Origin of the sequence: Streptomyces sp. NPDC058239, assembly GCF_042882185.1 — a bacterium.
Lineage (GTDB): Bacteria > Actinomycetota > Actinomycetes > Streptomycetales > Streptomycetaceae > Streptomyces.
Window position 1 is genome coordinate 42,110 of record NZ_JBHVWS010000049.1, and the last position, 16,302, is coordinate 58,411.

The window sequence follows — 16,302 nt, forward strand, 5'->3', positions numbered from 1 at the left end:
TCCGTCCGCTTTTTTCGGGTTCGGGGCCTCACCCCCCCCGGGGCGGGGGGGGGGCGGTGCGCGCCGGCCCCGCCCCGACCGTTCAGTACCCATCGACCATTCCCGGGTCGCTGGTCGCTACTGTCCGAAAGAGCTTCCACTGACATCTGCTGGCGCTCGGCCGACGTGGATGATCTTGTGGTGAGAACCGTCTTACCAGGGGCTTCACGGCTGTGCGGGTGCCGACAAATCATCCCGCCAGGTCAGGAGCTTGATCGTCGCTGGCAGGCCTTCTGCTCGCGCGCCACTCGCGCCCGTGCTGTTCACCCGGATGGCCGTCGGCGGCATCATGATCTGTCGTGCTGCTGCGCCTGGCCTACCTCGCCGTCACCAATACGTTCACGCTCCTGCGGCTGCTGCCGATGAGTGAGCCGGACAAAGACATCGAGATCCTCACGCTGCGGCACCAGTTGCTGGTCCTGCAGCGCCAGGTCGGCAAGCCCGCGTTCACCGACACCGACCGTGCGCTGCTCGCTGGCCTGCTCCATCGTCTCCCGATGAACAAGTTGCGCCAGCTCCTGCTGCTGGTGCGTCCCGACACGATCTTGCGATGGCACCGCGACCTGTCGACGTGAGCTGCTGGACCGCACCCTCGTATGGGACCAGCGGCACCTACTCCACGCCCTGCGCGAGTTCGAGTCGTTTTACAACGGCCATCGCCCCCACCGGGCCCTGGGGCAAGCCACTCCGCTCCGCCCGCTGCCCACACCGACCGCCGAACCAGGACAGATCAAGCACTTGGAGATCGGCCGACGAGATCGACTCGGCGGAACCCTTCGCGAGTACCAACATGCTGCCTGATCAGGGCGGATGATTAATCGGCATCCGCAGGACTGGTGCGAGTTCTCCGCCCGGTTGTTCAGCCCCTTGTGCGAGCGGTGTTCCACCGAAATCATCAGTTCCCGGTGAGCCGGCCCGTAGGAGCGGCACTTGTCGGTCACCAGCACCCGGGGTACCCGGCGCTGCTTCTTCATGAGCTTGGCCATGAACCGCTTTCGCGGCCTTCACGCCCCGCTTGGACTGCACCAGAATGTCGAGGACAGTGCCGTCCTGGTCCACGGCCCGACACAGGTAGTGCCACACCCCGTTGATCTTCAGGAACACCTCGTCGAGGTGCCACTTGTCGCCGGCCTGCGGCCGGCGGCGGCGCAACGCGGCCGCGTACTGGGGCCCGAACCGGTCGCACCACCGGCGGACCGCCTCGTGGGAGACGGTGATCCCACGGGCCATCAGCAGCTCCTCGACCTCGCGGAAGGAGACCAGGAAGCGGTGGTACAGCCACACCGCGTGGGCGATGACCATCCGCCGGAAACCAAAACCCCTTGTACGACACTGCCGCCTCGGCCCCCACGGCCAGCCCCTCCCCGGTGATCATCCCAGCTCCCAGATTGCCAGCTCAAGTTGACAATGCCCGTACGGGAACTGAGCGAGGCGTAGTCGGCGGCGCCCGGTGGGAGCCGCGTGACGCCGCTCGCTCCCTGCCCCGCCGCCACCATCCGGTGTCACATGCCCCGTGACGGCACCTGGTCCGCGGCCGTACGGGACCGCGGACCAGGTGGACACCAGCAATACCCTGAGCGACGGCCACGTGCCGCCCCCGGATTCGCGCCGCGTGCCGCCGCCGGCGCAACCTCGCGCAAGAACATGCTCGTCGGCGATGGCGTGGCCGGTTCGCCGTGCCGGCTCAGCCGGCCGCGGAGGCGGGGTTGAACAGCCGCTGTTCGACATGGAGGAGGGCGGCGCGTACGGCGCCGAGGGCGACGGACTCCTCACCGAGCGCCGAGGCTTCGACGCGGGGCGGGAACAGGCACAGATCCGCCAGGTGGCGCCGCACGGGCTCGGTGATGGCCTCGCCGGCACGAGAGATACCGCCACCGACGACGACCAGGGCAGGGTCGATGGTCATGGCCATGGCTGCCACGCCGGTCGCCAGGTCGAAGGCGAAGCGATCGACGAGTTCCGCTGCGGCCCGAATGCCGTTGTGGGCGTCGGTGAAGACGCGCATGGCGAAGTCGCCCGAGGTACTGGCGGGGGTGTAGCGCCCCAGGCGGCGGTACGAGTTCTCCCAGTCCAGGAGCTTGAGCGTGCCGATCTCACCGGCGGCGCCATGATGGCCCCGGTAAGGCTTGCCGTCGATGAGCACGCCGGCGCCGAGCCGGTGCCCGGCGTGAATGTAGACGACCGCCCCGACACCTTTGGCGACGCCCCGCCACTGCTCGGCGAGGGCAGCCATGCCCATGTCGTCCTCGGCGCGTCCGGCTGCGGGGGACTGCCACGATCAGTATCGCCCCACCCGAGCGGCCAAAGCCCTTTCGCAAGGCGGCGGGAGTTTCTGCCGACGAGGTCAGAACGGCGGGTCCTCGCTGTGCTGGATCAGCTTCGTCCGCCTGTCCGCCGAGCGGCTGCGAACCGTCGAAGGGAACGAGATCATCAGGCACGTGACGTTTCCGCACGAGTCCTCCCCCACGGAGGGATGAGACATGTTGAAGCATCTGGAAAACCGTCGAACTTCGGCCCGTACCACCAGCCCGGCCTCGGGCAGGACCGGGACGGCCTGGGCCAGGGCGACCCCAACAAGAAACCCCACACCCCCAGCCTGCGCGCCCCTGCCCGAAGCAGCGCATCGGGCGGCCCGAACGCCCCCACGCCTGCACCAGCCCCGTCTCGGGCCGGCACACCTCGCATGGCTCGACATCCGGGTCAGCCAGGGCAATGAGTGCCTCATTCGGGTCAAGGTAACCGAGCGGGGCGTTGTACAGGCCGCACCCACCGCGGTGCAGCAGCGCCGTCCTGCCCGACCGCTGCGGCTGGATCTTCCACGACTGCTCGGCCCGCTCCCGGGCACGAGCCTTCTGCTGCTCCCTGATCTCCAGTTGCGGATCCGGGAGCGGGTCTGCCGCTGCGAGGGATCTCGCCGGACTGCCGCGCAGAAACGCCCGGCCGAGCGAGGCGGGCGCGGTTGAGCGCTTTCCGACGAGCGGTCCATCGGGTTTTGCGAGACCTTGAGGGGGAGCGCGCCCCACGGTGGCGACGCATATCCAGGGTGACACCCGCACCCAGCGAGGAAGGCGGGCTGTGGTGAGTGGTTCGGATACGGGCGCCGCGGGGCGGAGCCAGGGCGAGATGGCCCAACTCTCGGCGATCGAGTTGAACGTCAACGATCAGGTGCGACGGCTTGAGGTGGATCCACGGACCTCGCTGCTCGACGCGCTGCGCGAGCACCTGCGCCTGAGCGGGACAAAGAAGGGGTGTGATCACGGGCAGTGCGGCGCCTGCACGGTGCTGATCAACGGCCGGCGCGTCAACTCTTGTTTGACGCTCGCCGTGATGCATGAGGACGACGAGATCGTGACGATCGAAGGCCTGGGCGATCCCGATGGTCTGCACCCCATGCAACGTGCCTTCGTCGAGCGTGACGGCTTCCAATGCGGCTACTGCACTCCCGGCCAGATCTGTTCGGCTGTCGGCATGCTCGCCGAGGTGGAGGCGGGCTGGCCCAGCCACGCCACCGCTGACGTGACCTCGCCGCGGATCGCGTTGACCGATGAGGAGATCCGCGAGCGGATGAGCGGAAACATCTGTCGGTGCGCCGCCTATCCGAACATCGTCGCGGCCATCCGTGGCATCGCGGTGGGAGGCCCGGAATGAGGTCCTTCACGTACGAACGGGCGACGGACGCACAGGCAGCCGTCGCTGCGGTGTCCAGAACCGGCGCGAAGTTCATCAGCGGCGGTACCAATCTGCTCGACCTGATGAAGCTCGACATCGAGAAGCCCAGCCATCTGGTCGACATCAGTCGGCTTCCGTTGCGGGACATCGAGGAGCTCCCGGACGGCGGACTGCGCATCGGGGCCCAGGCGGCGAATTCCGATGTGGCCGCCGATGCCCGAGTGCGTACCCGCTATCCGGTGCTGTCGGAGGCGCTGGTGGCCGGAGCCTCGGGCCAGCTGCGCAACAAGGCGTCCACCGGGGGAAATCTGTTGCAGCGTACTCGCTGCCCCTACTTCTACGACACGGCTGCGGGCTGCAACAAGCGGGATCCCGGTTCCGGATGCTCGGCGATCGGCGGGTTCAACCGGATTCACGCCCTCCTGGGCGTCAGCGACTCCTGCATCGCCACCCACCCCTCGGACATGGCCGTCGCGATGACCGCACTGGAGGCGGAGATCGAGCTGCTCGACGCCGACGGGTCGGTACGCCGCGTCGCCATCGCGGACTTCTACCGGCTGCCGGGCGATACGCCGCACATCGAGACCGTGCTGCGTCCTGGCGAGATGATCACGAGCGTGCTCCTGCCCGCGCCCCCGTCGGGCCGGCAGATCTACCGCAAGGTGCGAGACCGGGCGTCGTACGAGTTCGCGCTGGTCTCCGTGGCGGCTGTCGTCTCGACCGATCAGGGAGCGATCAGTGAGGCGCGGGTGGCTTTCGGCGGTGTGGCGCACAAGCCCTGGCGGTCCGTCGAGGCCGAGGCCGCGTTGACCGGCCGTCCCGCCACGATGGTCACCTATCGCGCCGCCGCCGAGGCCGCGATGCGCGACGCCGTGGGGCAGGGGCACAACGACTTCAAGATCGAGCTGGCCAAGCGCACGCTGTGCCGCACGCTGGCGCAAGCGGCTCAGGCGAGCTGAGGAGACGAGATGATCGGGCAAGCACTGAACCGCGTCGACGGCCCGTTGAAGGTCTCCGGCCGGGCCACATACGCCTACGAGCAGTGGGGGGCCGGCCAACCTCTCTACGGGTTCATCGTCGGCGCAACGATCGGCAAAGGCCGCATCACCCGGATCGACACCGAGAGCGCCGAACGCGCACCTGGCGTAAAGATGGTGATGACCTATCACAATGCCCCCACCCAGGGTGTCCGTGATGAGTCCGTTCCGTCCGAATACTGGCGCGCCCAGCCGGTGCTGACCGGCCCCGACATCCACTATTACGGCGAGCCGGTGGCACTCGTCGTCGCCACGGCCCTCGAACAGGCCCGAGCGGCGGCCGATCTGGTCGAAGTCAGATACACCGGCGGGCGCGGACGTTTCAACTTTGCCGAGCAGGAAGACGAGGTGTACATCCCGAAAGTGGTCAACGCCGGTATCCCCACCGACACTGCGGTCGGCGATTTCGATGCCGGGTTCGACAGCGCGGCGGTGAAGGTCGACCAGCAGTACACGACGCCGTACGAGTTCTCGATGCCGATGGAACCGCACGCGTGTCTGGTGGAACCGCGCGACGAGGACCTGGTCGTCTACGTCAGCTGCCAGATCGTCGACGCGGCGCGGGCCTCGGTCGCCGGCACGCTTCGGATCGACCCGGAGCGGGTCCACATCGTCGCACCCTTCGTCGGCGGGGGATTCGGCTCCAAGCTGGGCATCCATTCCGAGACGATCCTGGCGGCGCTCGCCGCTCGCGAGTTGCGCCAACCGGTGAAGGTCGCGATGACCAGGCAGCAGATCTTCCAGCTCGTCGGCAACCGTCCCACATCCAGCCAGCGGGTTCGACTGGGCGCGGAGCAGGACGGACGGCTGACCGCGATCGCCCATGACGTCACCATGCACACCAACCCCGACGTGGAGTACGCCGAGCAGACCGCCGCCACGACCCGCAGTCTCTACGCCGCGCCCCACCGGTTGACCAGCCACCGGCTTGCGCCGCTCGATCTGCCGCCCGGGACGGACGTACGCGCGCCGGGCGAAGCGCCGGGCATGCTGGCGGTCGAGTCGGCGATGGACGAGCTGGCCCATGCGCTAGGGATGGACCCGGTCGAGCTGCGGATCCTCAACGAGCCCACCGTCGATCCCGAGCGAGACGTGCCGTACAGCGACCGGCACCTGGTCGATTGCCTGCGCGAAGGCGCGCGCCGGTTCGGCTGGGAGCACCGCGCCGCCACCCCGGCGAGTGTGCGCGACGGGCGGTGGTTGGTCGGCTACGGCATGTCGGCCGCCATCCGCGGGCACTTCCAAGGGCCGGCAGCAGCGCGGGTGCGGTTGGAGGCTGACGGCACCGCCGTCGTCCAGACGGACATGACCGACCTCGGCACGGGCACGTACACCGTCCTGACTCAGGTCGCGTCCGACGGGCTCGGACTGCCGCCCGATCGGGTGCGGATCGAGCTCGGGCGTTCCGAGTTTCCCACCAGCTGGGGGTCCGGCGGCTCGTGGGGCGCCGCCAGCTCGAGCAATGCGGTGCATGGTGCGTGTATGGCCCTGCGCGAGCAGCTCCTGGCCACGGCGCGCGGCGACACGCGCTCTCCGCTGCATGGCCTGGACCCGGCAGACGCCGTGTTCTCGAATGGCAACGTGGTTGTGGGTGGAGCGTCCGAGGCGCTGAGCGAGATCGTCGCACGCAACCATCCGGAAGGGTTCGAGGCGGAGGGCGGTACCCGCTTCATGGGCGATGATCCGAACTACACGGACTACTCGATCAACACCTACGGGGCCCATTTCGCTGAAGTGGGGGTCGACGCGGACACCGCCGAGATCCGTCTGCGGCGGATGCTCGGCGTGTTCTCGGTGGGCCGCGTGCTCAACGCGAAGACGGCTCGCTCGCAGCTGATCGGCGGCATGATCTGGGGAGCCGGCGCGGCTCTCGAAGAAGAGGCCGTGGTCGACCTCCGATCCGGCGCCTTCGTCAACCGGGACTTCGCGCAATATCTGGTGCCGGTCCACGCCGACGTCCCCGACGTCGACGCGGTCATCCTTGACGGGTACGACGACAAGGCCAACGTCCTGGGCGCGAAGGGCGTCGGCGAGCTGGGCATTTGCGGGGCCGGTGCGTCGGTCGCGAACGCGGTGTTCAACGCCACCGGCGTGCGCGTGCGCGACTTCCCCATCACCATCGAGAAGGTGTTGCCCGGTCTACCACTGATGGATAACTGAATCCGTGACAACGGTGCCGGTCCGCCGGCCAGTGGGGCCCTGCGTGACACATGCACCCGCTATCGCGTCAAGGGCATCCCCGGTGTCAAGGACGGCTCGTTCGATCTGGGCGGTCTTCGCAGCGTCCGCCGACATCGGCGGGGCCCGAAAGTACCCGCAAGGCCCGGATACTCGTCGCCCCGGAGATCGCGGGCCGGTCCGCGATCGACCCTGCCAGTGGCCGACAGTTCGCCCGGCTCCTGGCCGCACCCGAGCAGGCCGCCGCTCTGCTCGACTGGGGCGAACAGGGCCGCCAACAGCCGCCGCACGCGTCGCCACCGCGACACGGTGCCCGTGATCAGAACGGCGTCCGCGCCAGCCGCCGCATACGACTGGGCCCGCTCAAGCGCCTTGGGCCGGTCCGCACCGGAGCTCAGCGCCTGGGTGCGGGCGATGAGCAGCACGCCGTCCCCGACGACAGCTGCGGTGCAGGGCGAAGGAGTTGGTCCTGGGATAGGCGCTGTCCTCCAGGTACAGGGCGGCGACCCCGGCATGGGCGAGGTTGTCCGCGAACCGGCGGGCGGTCGCGATCGACCCGCCGACGTTGTAGACATCGACGATGACCGGCCGGGGCGCGGTGCGGGCCAGGGCGCGCATGGTGTCGGACAGGTCCCGCGGGCCCAGGGCCATGGAGACTTCCAGGCCCGGCCGCACACCCACGGAAGGACAGACAAGTGACCTACACCCACCCGGTGACGGCGCTCGTCGGGACCCCCTCAGGCCTGAAAGATCAGGACGCCGGTTGGGTAGAGGGGATGGGCGGAAGCCATGCGGGGGTTTTGTCGCGGAAGCTGTGGCCGATGGGCATGATCTCGGCACAGTTGTCCAGGGCCGAGAGGCAGATGCCGAGGTAGTCCTCCCCGTCACCCGCCGCCCCCAGGTGCGTACCGCACGCGGGACAGAACCATCGCTCCATCGTGGGCCAGGACCGAAACGAAGTGGGTATGCCGGGCCCGGTCCAGGTGAAGGCGCTTCGGCGGAAACCGACCCAGCCCATGAGCGGGCTGCCGGACAGGCGTGCGCAGTGGGGGCAGGAACACAATTCCTTGTCAAGTCCTTGTGTTCACGTCTTGTGCCTCCTCAGCATGACGGCGCGCGGTGGTGACTGTGGAAGGGATGGGACGGCCACCCTCACGGTCTGGACGAGCAGTTCCTGTCAGGTCGACTGTGGCTTGTTCACCGGCATGGTGTAGGCCACTTCGATGAAATTTGATGCACCTGTTCGCGTTCCCGGTGCCGAGCATGTTGCCTATGTGGCGGAACATGTGGGGGCGGCTCTCAATTCATCGCTGGTGGACCCGATGCTCCACTCACCCACATTCTTCGTAGCGCCCGGAATTCTCAACGTCCTGGGATGTGGTCTCACGCTTTCGTCTCGGCAGGCGTCGATAGTCAGAATTCGTCTAGGAAGTAGCCCAGCGCCTTTCTGGACTCGTTCCTGTTGAGCATCCCCTGGACTTTCCTTGGACTGCCATGCGGCACTCGCAGAGTTCTCCGTCATCGACGCTGAGCATGACCGCGGTGGGCCCCGGCCCGGGAGTTCGCGTCCTGCTCGCGGGCGAGAACGGGATGCCGGCCGGGGCCATCGAGGGAGCAGGTGACGTTGCCGACCAGTGGACGGGCGGTCAACCAGCCGCGCTGTGCTCGGTCTCCGGCGCCGACGGCAGCCAGTGCACGGCGTTGTCGCGGAAGGACGCGTGGATCGGCACGAGGTCTGGGCCGCTGGTGTCGTCGAGGGCGGTGACGTTGATGCCGATCTCTGGGATGTCGCTGTCGATCGCCGCAAGACGGCTGCCGCAGGTCGGGCAGAAGCCGCGTTTCGCCTCGCCTTCGAAGGTCTCGTACCAGGTTGGCTCGCCACCCTCACCGGTCCAGGTGACCGTTTCGAATCCCACCCACCACATCACTGGTGTGCCGCCGAGCTTTTGACAGTGGCGGCAGACACAGGTGTGGGGGAAGACGGCCGGACCTCGGGTGGTGAAGCGGATGCGGCCGCACAGGCAGCCGCCGGTTCGTTCCCAGGCTGATTCGGCTCCATGGCTGTCGGCGGTGGGGGTGGCGTTCATCAGGTGGTCTCCCGGGCGCGATGGGCAAGTTGGGCTAGATTCCGATGTGGATGAACGGGGACCAGGCGGTGGGGTGGTCGGGCAGCCGGGTGCGCTCGGCGGAGACTGCCGCGTGGAGCAGCCGGACGCACTGCTCGGGGTCGACGCGGCCGTCCGCGGAGATCAAGCCGCTGTACAAGTTCCGTGTGACGCGCGCCGTGGAGCGGTCGGACGAAGGGGTGAGCGTACCGATGACGTTCGGGCACCCCGTGTAGTGGAGCGTCGCGGCGAGCGTGATCATTTCGTCGGGCAGCTGCTCGTCGGTAAGCGCCGTTGCACAGGCTGCGAGGTAGGCGAAGTCGAGGCGATCGACACTTCTATCGACCAGATCCTCGACGGTCAATGGCCGGTCGTGCAGCACCAGACCGCTGCGCCAAGGATTATGCGGATCCCTGAAGCTGTGGCAGTCGAAGTGCACCGCCTCGTGGCGAGCCAAGGCAGGCAGGACCCGACGTACCGAAGCCTTCTTCCCGCTGAGCAGCGTCAAACGGATCGGCGGAACGAGCTTCTGGATCTGCTTGCGCACCCCCGCCGTGCCTGGAAGCGATTCGAGACGGGATTCCTCGCCTGCGGTCACCAAGAGCATGCTCGGCGCCCGCGACTCGTCGGCGCCCGTTGTGGCTGCCTTGGCGTCCCGCGTCTCCCGGGCCCAGACCAGGCTGCGAACTGTCGGCGTGTAGGAGGACGTCATGACGTCGAGCAGGCAGCTGAACGTGGCTCTCCTAATAGCACCGGGAACCCAGCCACCACGCGCCCGGGGGTCTCTGACCTCCGTGACCGGCGTGTGGCGACCGGAGTTGTAGGCGTCTTTCTGCGAGAACGACGCCAGGGCGTGCAGCGGCAGCGTCGCCAGGAGTCCAGAAGGACACCACCAGACACGTCGCGGGACGTCCGCAGGGTCGAAGTCCGATCCGAAGAGAAACCACGGGAGCTTGCGGAACATGGGGTAGAGCTGTTCGAGCGTCTTGCGAACGGTCTGCTCCCGCGTTTCACTGCTGACATCGTCAATGGCGAGGAGATACTCCTCCATGTCCTTGTCGAGCCATGACGCGTCCCCCAAGTCCAGGACTTCGGGGGCGTCGTGGCCCTCCTTCACCAGGAGTGCCACGATCCGGTGGTCCCACCTCCATACGCAAATGACCGGTCCTTCTGCGGCCGCAGGCCGGATGTCCCGCGCGTAGTTCGGTACGAGGAAGGTGGCCTCGGGTTTGTCGGTGTCGTGCCGCTTCGCCTCCGCGCGCAGTATGACGTGCGCTCTGCTGGACATGGCGTCCCAGATCCGTTGATGCTGGACTCGGCGCATTTTCAGTTGGCGGTCGGAACGGCGCTCCTGCCTGTCCCGCCGGCGCGGTTCCGCCATGTGGCGGAGACCGGCTGCGCCACCGTGCTCATTGAGGCAGTCGGCGGCCCGGTCCATGCGCCAAGCGACAGTCGCCGCCTTCGCCCGCACCACGGCCCGCGCCGTATGCCCGACGACGCGATCCCACAGCACTCCACGGCTGGCTTCGAACAACTCCATAGCTAGGGTGGGGTTGTTGTCGTAGAGCGCCAGACCGATCAGCTTGTTTAGCGCGTCCGTCGTCTCCCGCGCTGGCTGCCTCCGGTTCCCTTGCGGCCCGATCCACGCCAGGGTCCGTGGCAGGGTCTTGACGATCGCTTCGAAGGCCGTGCGGAAGCCGGTCCTACCTTTTGAGATGTGGCAGAGCGCAGCCACGCGATCGGCGAGCGGCGCGGAAGGCATCACGGCCAGGCACAGGTTGACGCTTTCGAGCGTCGGCCCCCGCTGCAACAACACGCCGCTAGCCTCACGCTGCCGCTGCACGCGGCGGAGCGTGGCCAGCCCGCGTGCCGCGTCCGGCGAGTCACCGGGTCTGGCCCACACCGCCCACCGGGCACAGACAAGTGCCTCTTCGAGGTCCTGCGCATGTGGGGCGTATCTGGCGTTGAAGTCGTTCATGGCTCTCGTGTCGTGGCGCTGGAGCACCCTCAGCTCGCCCTCTCGTTCGGCCTGCTCCGCCTTCCAGCGCAGCTCGAAGCGGTCAACTAGCGCGTTCGCCAGATTGTTGACGTGCGAGAACTGCGGTGTCTTCCCGGCGCGGCCGACGAGCGCGCGCCTGAACTGATCGATGGCCGCGTCAAGTCGCGCCGCATCGCCGCTCTCTACATACGCCCGGTACTCGCCCATGCCGACGCGGGCGGCCCGCCGGACGGCGCCCACCGACACCTTCGTGTCCGAGACCGGCAGCGGATCATCCGGGCGGTATGACCGCCAGCTCGGATTAGCCCATTGGACGACCTGGGAAGGTCCGTCCTCTCGTGAGTAGGACACATATGCCACAGAAGGGGAGAGTAGCGTCGGCGCGCTCTGCCGGGGTCGCTACTACATTTGTTGACCTGAAACAGGGGGAGTCCTCTTCCCTTCCTCCATATTGTGCTTCGCGAGGACGTCAACCGAGTTGCGGTGCACGCCTCCTGCGGTGCCTCGTCAGGCGGATGGAAACGAACAGACCCGCGAGCAGGCCGATTCCGGAGAGCGCGGCGGTGAACCCCAGCCCCGCGTGTCCCCCCTCCACCACGGTGACGAGCAGCCAGATCAGCGACGCCGCCATGCACCCGCTCGCCACATGCCCCGTCACAACCGTCCAGCGGTGCCGCGACGTGACGATGTTCGCCACGCTCATGGACGATGCCAGCGCGAACGAACCGAGCAGCGCGATCAGCGCGGGAACCGTGGCGTGCGGCACCCGCACCGTGTACGCGAAAGCCTGAATCGCTGTGAGTCCCATCAGGATGGCTCCCACGACGCCCGTCAGTCCCAGGTTGAGGCTCTCCTGGCGGCGCCGCAGCCCGCGTTCGACCAGCTGACCGGCGAGGGCGCCGATCTGGTCAGCACGCTGGACCGCGTTCTCGACGTAGTGGGCGTCGTCGTCGAGCTGGCGGAGGAACCAGTCCGCCAGCGCGCGGTCGTCGGCGAACACCCTGCCCGTGCCAGCGGCCCCCAGGCTCTCCATGTTGCCGGTGGCGATCTCCACAGTCCGCCGCACCTCCCTCAGGCGGGTCAGCCCGTCGATCAGCCCGAGCTGGCACCACTGCAACGCGTCGACGGTCCGCGTCGTCGCCATCGCGGCACCCACGTCAACACGACTGCGTACACCGGAAGTCGAGGACGGCGTCGCGGGCAGGAGCTTCGCGATCGCCGTGTCGGCCGCGCGGCGCAGCGCGAACAGCGGTTCCCGTCCCGCACGCCACACCCGCAGCTGGTAGCGAAGTTTGGCGGCATGGAGGAGGTAACGCGCGAACCACGAAAGCGGCAGGTCGGGACCCGCCCCGATCCAGCTCGTGGCGCTCGACTCGTGCCGCAGCGCTTCCGGGCACAGGACCAGCAGCCGACGCTCCGCCTCCTCCTCGCCCGCCGCCGACGTGTCCCACACAGTGAGGCCGCCGTCGAGGCGCGCGCCGTGGTCCGGCCATGACGCCGGCGCCCCAGGAGCGGCAGGAACCAGCTGGCGCACCTGCGCGGGCACGGCCTGGCGGGGCGGCGGCGTCCTGGCGGGGTGAAAGGCGGTGTACAGCCGCGCCACGCCGATGACACCCTCTGTGGGCTCGCCAAGCACCTCCGTGCACAGGGAGTCCAGGTCGGCCCACCCGAGCTGTTCGTCCGGGTCTGGAGCGAGTACGAGCGATACGCACCACGTATCGGCCTCACGCCGCAGTACCGCTTGACGCACCCCGCCACCGGACCGGCCCCGGGCCGCGAGCACGCCCACCTCGCGCGGCTCCCAGGAGTGTGCGGGCGGCTCCACCGGGTAGCCAAGGGCGGGGACCGGCTCCGTCATCCCTAGCCGCTGACCACAGGCATCCCACACACTGGCCAGGTAGTTACGATCTGCGGCCGCGCCAGGTCCATCTGCGGCGACGAAGAGATGGACCGCCATCTCGTGCCACCCCGGACTCCGCACGGCCGTTTGCCTGTTCTGGGACATCGGGAGCCTCCCCTGCGGCCGAACGCGCGTCATCAAGAGAATGTATGAGGGTGTTGATGCGCTCGCGCAACGGCGCCTGCGCCGGCAGGACCGCGGCCCGCTCGGCGCGCACTGCACGGCGAGGCCCCGCGGCCTCCAACTCGTACACCCCGCGCCGGAATGCAGCGGCATCCCCCGCCGACAGTGCACGGCCTATTGCGTCGACCAGGCGCTCGACCTCTGGCCACCGCTCCGCCGCCAACCGCCACTCCGACGCCTCGCGCAAGACATCGAGGGCCTCGGCCCTGATCTCGTCGTCCATGCCGGCCCATGCTAAGGGGTGTCTGACAAATTCCGGGCGGGCGCCGCCCTGCACGGCACTCCCCCAGCCTTCGGCCGGGGACCCCCACGCCGTGTTGCCGAAGAGTCTTGGTCCCGCACCTGCACTGATCGGTCAGCCTTTCTCGCTCGTGGGCAAGAGCGGGCGCTTTCCCCAGATCGGCAAGATGCGCAAGGTCGCGAAGAGGGTCTCGACGCAGGAGCTGAAGCGAATCGTCGAGCGACGCAACCTCATTGCGCATACAAGCGATCTAGCCTCGAAGTTTCGCGTGCCCAGCAGACCGGAGATCAACTACGTCTTGAAGACCTCCGGTCTGCTGGGCGCGCGAAAGCACGAGGTTAATCCCCGGACGGGCGGAGCGGGATGACGTTGTCGGGGGCAGGCTGGTCCTGGCTGTCGGGTTGCCGGAGGATGAGGACGGCTGCCGCGAGGGCCATCTGCTCTGCTCGATGCCGGGACTCAGCCTCGGCAGCACGGGAGTCCTTGAGGGCCTCCTTCAGCCGGACAACCTCTTTGCGCAGTCGCCTTTCAACTTCTGGCGTCTGGTGCGTTTCCGTACGGACCCGCGCGTAGAACTCCTCCTTGGGGTCGGCGTGGCGCTTTTGGAGAGCCATGCGGTGAACACTGGCCTCTGCGGCGAGCGCGACCACCGTGAGGCTGCCGTTGGAGCTGGTGGGCTGGCCGGCCAGGAGGCGGTCCATGGCCGAGCGGATGCGGGACCGTTCGTCCTCGTGCTGGGGCATCTGCTGGCGGGCGGTTCGACGGTCGAGCGGCTGGACCGGGCTGTGCCGGCCCTGGCCGCTGTCGCCGTCACCGGCGTGATCGGGTCGTTGCTGCGGTCGGCGTCGACTTCGGCGACTGGTGGGCTGGAGCCGAAGGTGCAGCGTGTGGCGACCGAGCGGTATCTGTCACTGGTGGCCCGGGTGGAGCTGTCCGCGATCGAGGACGATGAGTTCCACCGGTTGCTGGACTCTGCCGGCTACGGGGCTGACTCGGCACGTCGGATGGTGAAGTACTGCACCGCGGTCCTGAACTCGCTGATCTCCCTGGCCGCCGCGGCCGGTGTACTGACTGTTCTACACGTGGCGCTGTTGCCGTTGCTGGTGGCGATGACTCTGCCGAGCGCGTGGAGTTCGCTGACGATCGCGAAGATGCGCTACGTCTCCTTTCATCAGTTCGTTCAGCATGCCCGAGCTGGGCAGTTGCTGGGGCGGCTGCTGATCGACCAGCAGGCGGCCGCCGAGGTCCGGGTCCACGATGTCGGCCCGTTCCTGCTGACTCACTTCCGCGGCATGGCGCAGACCAGTGAGCGTGAGCAGACCCGACTGGCCCGCGAGTCCGCGCGCAGGGGGCTTCTCGCCGACGGCGCCACGGGCCTGGCGACGGTCTTCACCTACGGGGTGCTGGGTGTGCTGCTGTGGACCGGGGGGATGGAACTCTCGGTGGCCGGCACCGCGGTCCTGGCGATCCGCACCGGCTCGGCAAGCCTTGACCAGCTCGTGCTGCAGATCACCGACCTGCACCAGGAAGCCTTGTTCGTCGCCGACTTCGAGAAGCTGTGCGTGGAGGCCAGAGACCGGGCCATCCCGACAACCGGAGTCGACCTGCCGGTGCGGGTGGAGGAGATCCGCTTTGCGAAGGTCACCTTCACCTACCCCGGCAGTACCACCCCGGAGCCCTCCTTGCGGGATGTCGACGTCACCATTCCGGCAGGGAAGATCGTCGCGCTCGTGGGGAGCAACGGCAGCGGCAAGTCGACGCTTGTGAAGCTGCTGTGCGGCCTCTATCAGCCGGAACCGGGAAGCGGACGGGTCCTGTGGGGCGACGTCGACACCGCCGAGGCGGACCGGTTCCAGATCTTCGGACGGGTTGCCATGGTGGCCCAGGACTTCTATAGGTGGCCGTTCACCGTTATGCCGCCTGTCAAGATATCCCAGACGCGAGTGTCTCATCGTTGGCCGAACTCCCGGCGATCGCCGGCGCAGACCGCGCGACCGCACACCGCTACTTCGACGACTTCGTCCTCCGCCGACTCCCCGCCGCGCTCGCCACGGCCCGTCAGGACACCGTCACGGCGGCCGTGGCACCGCTGGCCGAGATGTTCGCCGACGCCGGGCGGCATGGTCCAGCTGAGCCGTGAGCAGGCTCGCGGCCGGGCCGGCGACTTCGAGATCATCGAGTACATCCTGCGTGCTCAGCCCGGAGGCGTGCCCGGCACCTGGGGCCACTACTTCGACGGCTGCCTCCTGCACGCTCCCCTCACCGACCAGCACCGCAACAAGATCGCCCACCAGGCCGCGCTCATCGAGTCCGCACTCGGGAGCGACCCGGCGGACGTTCCGAGCACGGCCCCCCGCGCGCGCCACCGGCCGCCGCATCCTGCTGATCGCGTCCGGAGGCGCCGCCGACCTGCGCCAAGTCGAACCGGCTCTCCTGCACCCCGCCGACCGCCTGGTCCTCAACGACGTCGACCCCAACGCCCTCCAGTACGCCCTCACACACCTGCCGCCCGCGACCCGCGCCCAGACCGCCGCGGCCCCCTGGCAACGTCCTGCGCACCACCGCCCATCTGGCCGCCGACCACGGCCCCTTCGATCTGGTCCTGGCCGGAGGCCTCTTCGACTACCTCGAAGAACGCTTCACCCGAGCCCTGATCCGCACCACCCTGTCCCGCCTGTGCCGCCCCGGAGACACGTTCCACTTCTCCAACATCGCGACCCCTAACCCGTACGCCGCCCTGATGACCCACATCGGCCGCTGGAACCTCGTCGAACGCACCCCCGCCGACATCGAGGCCGACGTCCGAGCCGCCGCGCCGCCGGGAAGGAACCGTCGCCGGACCGGACATCACCGCCGATGCCACCGGCCTGACGCTTTTCGCGACGGTGCGGCGCGCTGACGAGCCGGGGTGATCCCCGCAGCCGGCATCGTGTTCCTCCCTGACGCGGCAT

The 16,302-nt window shown here is 68.3% G+C and carries 13 protein-coding genes and 3 pseudogenes; 5 read left to right on the forward strand and 11 right to left on the reverse strand.

What is annotated here, in order from left to right; translation table 11 throughout:
* Positions 1-338: 338 nt before the first annotated feature.
* Positions 339-840, forward strand: a pseudogene (locus tag ACFVYE_RS36380) (integrase core domain-containing protein).
* 32 nt (positions 841-872) lie between these two features.
* On the opposite strand, the pseudogene ACFVYE_RS36385 reads toward ACFVYE_RS36380, so the two are convergent.
* The 3 genes and pseudogenes from ACFVYE_RS36385 to ACFVYE_RS36395 all read right to left on the reverse strand — a co-directional run.
* A pseudogene (locus ACFVYE_RS36385) lies at positions 873-1,414 on the reverse strand (IS6 family transposase); the annotation flags it as partial.
* Between the two features lie 309 nt (positions 1,415-1,723).
* Positions 1,724-2,278 (reverse strand): ROK family protein, encoded by a 555-nt coding sequence (locus ACFVYE_RS36390; RefSeq protein ID WP_389608306.1) that lies wholly within the window; start codon positions 2,276-2,278, stop codon positions 1,724-1,726.
* Positions 2,279-2,753: 475 nt separating this feature from the next.
* Positions 2,754-3,095: pseudogene (locus ACFVYE_RS36395) on the reverse strand (hypothetical protein); the annotation flags it as partial.
* Positions 3,096-3,162: 67 nt separating this feature from the next.
* Here ACFVYE_RS36395 and ACFVYE_RS36400 point away from each other — a divergent pair.
* Genes ACFVYE_RS36400 through ACFVYE_RS36410 form a run of 3 tightly spaced genes read left to right on the forward strand, consistent with a single transcriptional unit; the run spans position 3,163 to position 6,905 of the window.
* Complete coding sequence (locus ACFVYE_RS36400; RefSeq protein ID WP_383978422.1) at positions 3,163-3,687, forward strand: 2Fe-2S iron-sulfur cluster-binding protein; 525 nt, start codon at positions 3,163-3,165, stop codon at positions 3,685-3,687.
* The gene (locus tag ACFVYE_RS36405) at positions 3,684-4,667 is read left to right on the forward strand and encodes an FAD binding domain-containing protein (protein ID WP_383978407.1); all 984 of its coding nucleotides are present in this window, start codon (positions 3,684-3,686) and stop codon (positions 4,665-4,667) included. The genes ACFVYE_RS36400 and ACFVYE_RS36405 overlap by 4 nt, the downstream gene beginning before the upstream one ends.
* A 9-nt stretch (positions 4,668-4,676) precedes the next feature.
* The gene (locus tag ACFVYE_RS36410; protein ID WP_389608307.1) at positions 4,677-6,905 is read left to right on the forward strand and encodes a molybdopterin cofactor-binding domain-containing protein; all 2,229 of its coding nucleotides are present in this window, start codon (positions 4,677-4,679) and stop codon (positions 6,903-6,905) included.
* Between the two features lie 59 nt (positions 6,906-6,964).
* On the opposite strand, the gene ACFVYE_RS36415 is transcribed toward ACFVYE_RS36410, so the two are convergent.
* From ACFVYE_RS36415 to ACFVYE_RS36450, 8 genes are all read right to left on the reverse strand, one after another.
* On the reverse strand, positions 6,965-7,348 hold the full coding sequence (locus ACFVYE_RS36415; RefSeq protein WP_383978413.1) for an isocitrate lyase/phosphoenolpyruvate mutase family protein: 384 nt from the start codon (positions 7,346-7,348) through the stop codon (positions 6,965-6,967).
* Positions 7,287-7,574, reverse strand: a complete 288-nt coding sequence (locus ACFVYE_RS36420; RefSeq protein WP_383978416.1) for a hypothetical protein — start codon at positions 7,572-7,574, stop codon at positions 7,287-7,289. Before ACFVYE_RS36420 ends, ACFVYE_RS36415 begins: the two co-directional genes overlap by 62 nt.
* A gap of 100 nt (positions 7,575-7,674) precedes the next feature.
* Positions 7,675-7,986, reverse strand: a complete 312-nt coding sequence (locus ACFVYE_RS36425) for a GFA family protein (protein WP_383978419.1) — start codon at positions 7,984-7,986, stop codon at positions 7,675-7,677.
* A 583-nt stretch (positions 7,987-8,569) separates the two neighbouring features.
* Positions 8,570-9,010 carry a GFA family protein gene (locus tag ACFVYE_RS36430; protein WP_389608308.1) on the reverse strand — a complete coding sequence of 147 codons (441 nt, stop codon included), beginning with the start codon at positions 9,008-9,010 and terminating at the stop codon, positions 8,570-8,572.
* A gap of 34 nt (positions 9,011-9,044) precedes the next feature.
* Positions 9,045-11,378: a CHAT domain-containing protein gene (locus tag ACFVYE_RS36435; protein WP_389608309.1), complete on the reverse strand. Its 2,334-nt coding sequence runs from the start codon at positions 11,376-11,378 to the stop codon at positions 9,045-9,047.
* Between the two features lie 118 nt (positions 11,379-11,496).
* The gene (locus ACFVYE_RS36440) at positions 11,497-13,032 is read right to left on the reverse strand and encodes a CATRA conflict system CASPASE/TPR repeat-associated protein (protein ID WP_389608310.1); all 1,536 of its coding nucleotides are present in this window, start codon (positions 13,030-13,032) and stop codon (positions 11,497-11,499) included.
* Entirely contained in the window at positions 12,929-13,333 is a 405-nt protein-coding gene (locus ACFVYE_RS36445; RefSeq protein ID WP_389608311.1) for a CATRA system-associated protein, read from the reverse strand. Before ACFVYE_RS36445 ends, ACFVYE_RS36440 begins: the two co-directional genes overlap by 104 nt.
* A 356-nt stretch (positions 13,334-13,689) precedes the next feature.
* Complete coding sequence (locus tag ACFVYE_RS36450) at positions 13,690-14,094, reverse strand: hypothetical protein (protein WP_389608312.1); 405 nt, start codon at positions 14,092-14,094, stop codon at positions 13,690-13,692.
* Here ACFVYE_RS36450 and ACFVYE_RS36455 point away from each other — a divergent pair.
* Positions 14,083-16,005 carry an ATP-binding cassette domain-containing protein gene (locus ACFVYE_RS36455; RefSeq protein WP_389608313.1) on the forward strand — a complete coding sequence of 641 codons (1,923 nt, stop codon included), beginning with the start codon at positions 14,083-14,085 and terminating at the stop codon, positions 16,003-16,005. The two genes, ACFVYE_RS36450 and ACFVYE_RS36455, sit on opposite strands and share 12 nt — an antisense overlap.
* Positions 16,006-16,302 lie beyond the last annotated feature (297 nt).

Coding starts and splice junctions, on each gene's coding strand:
- ACFVYE_RS36430 (WP_389608308.1), bottom strand. CDS start 9,010: ATGAACGCCACCCCCACCGCCGACAGCCATGGAGCCGAATCAGCCTGG.
- ACFVYE_RS36450 (WP_389608312.1), bottom strand. CDS start 14,094: ATGCCCCAGCACGAGGACGAACGGTCCCGCATCCGCTCGGCCATGGAC.
- ACFVYE_RS36420 (WP_383978416.1), bottom strand. CDS start 7,574: ATGGCCCTGGGCCCGCGGGACCTGTCCGACACCATGCGCGCCCTGGCC.
- ACFVYE_RS36440 (WP_389608310.1), bottom strand. CDS start 13,032: ATGTCCCAGAACAGGCAAACGGCCGTGCGGAGTCCGGGGTGGCACGAG.
- ACFVYE_RS36400 (WP_383978422.1), top strand. CDS start 3,163: ATGGCCCAACTCTCGGCGATCGAGTTGAACGTCAACGATCAGGTGCGA.
- ACFVYE_RS36410 (WP_389608307.1), top strand. CDS start 4,677: ATGATCGGGCAAGCACTGAACCGCGTCGACGGCCCGTTGAAGGTCTCC.
- ACFVYE_RS36390 (WP_389608306.1), bottom strand. CDS start 2,278: ATGGGCATGGCTGCCCTCGCCGAGCAGTGGCGGGGCGTCGCCAAAGGT.
- ACFVYE_RS36445 (WP_389608311.1), bottom strand. CDS start 13,333: ATGGACGACGAGATCAGGGCCGAGGCCCTCGATGTCTTGCGCGAGGCG.
- ACFVYE_RS36405 (WP_383978407.1), top strand. CDS start 3,684: ATGAGGTCCTTCACGTACGAACGGGCGACGGACGCACAGGCAGCCGTC.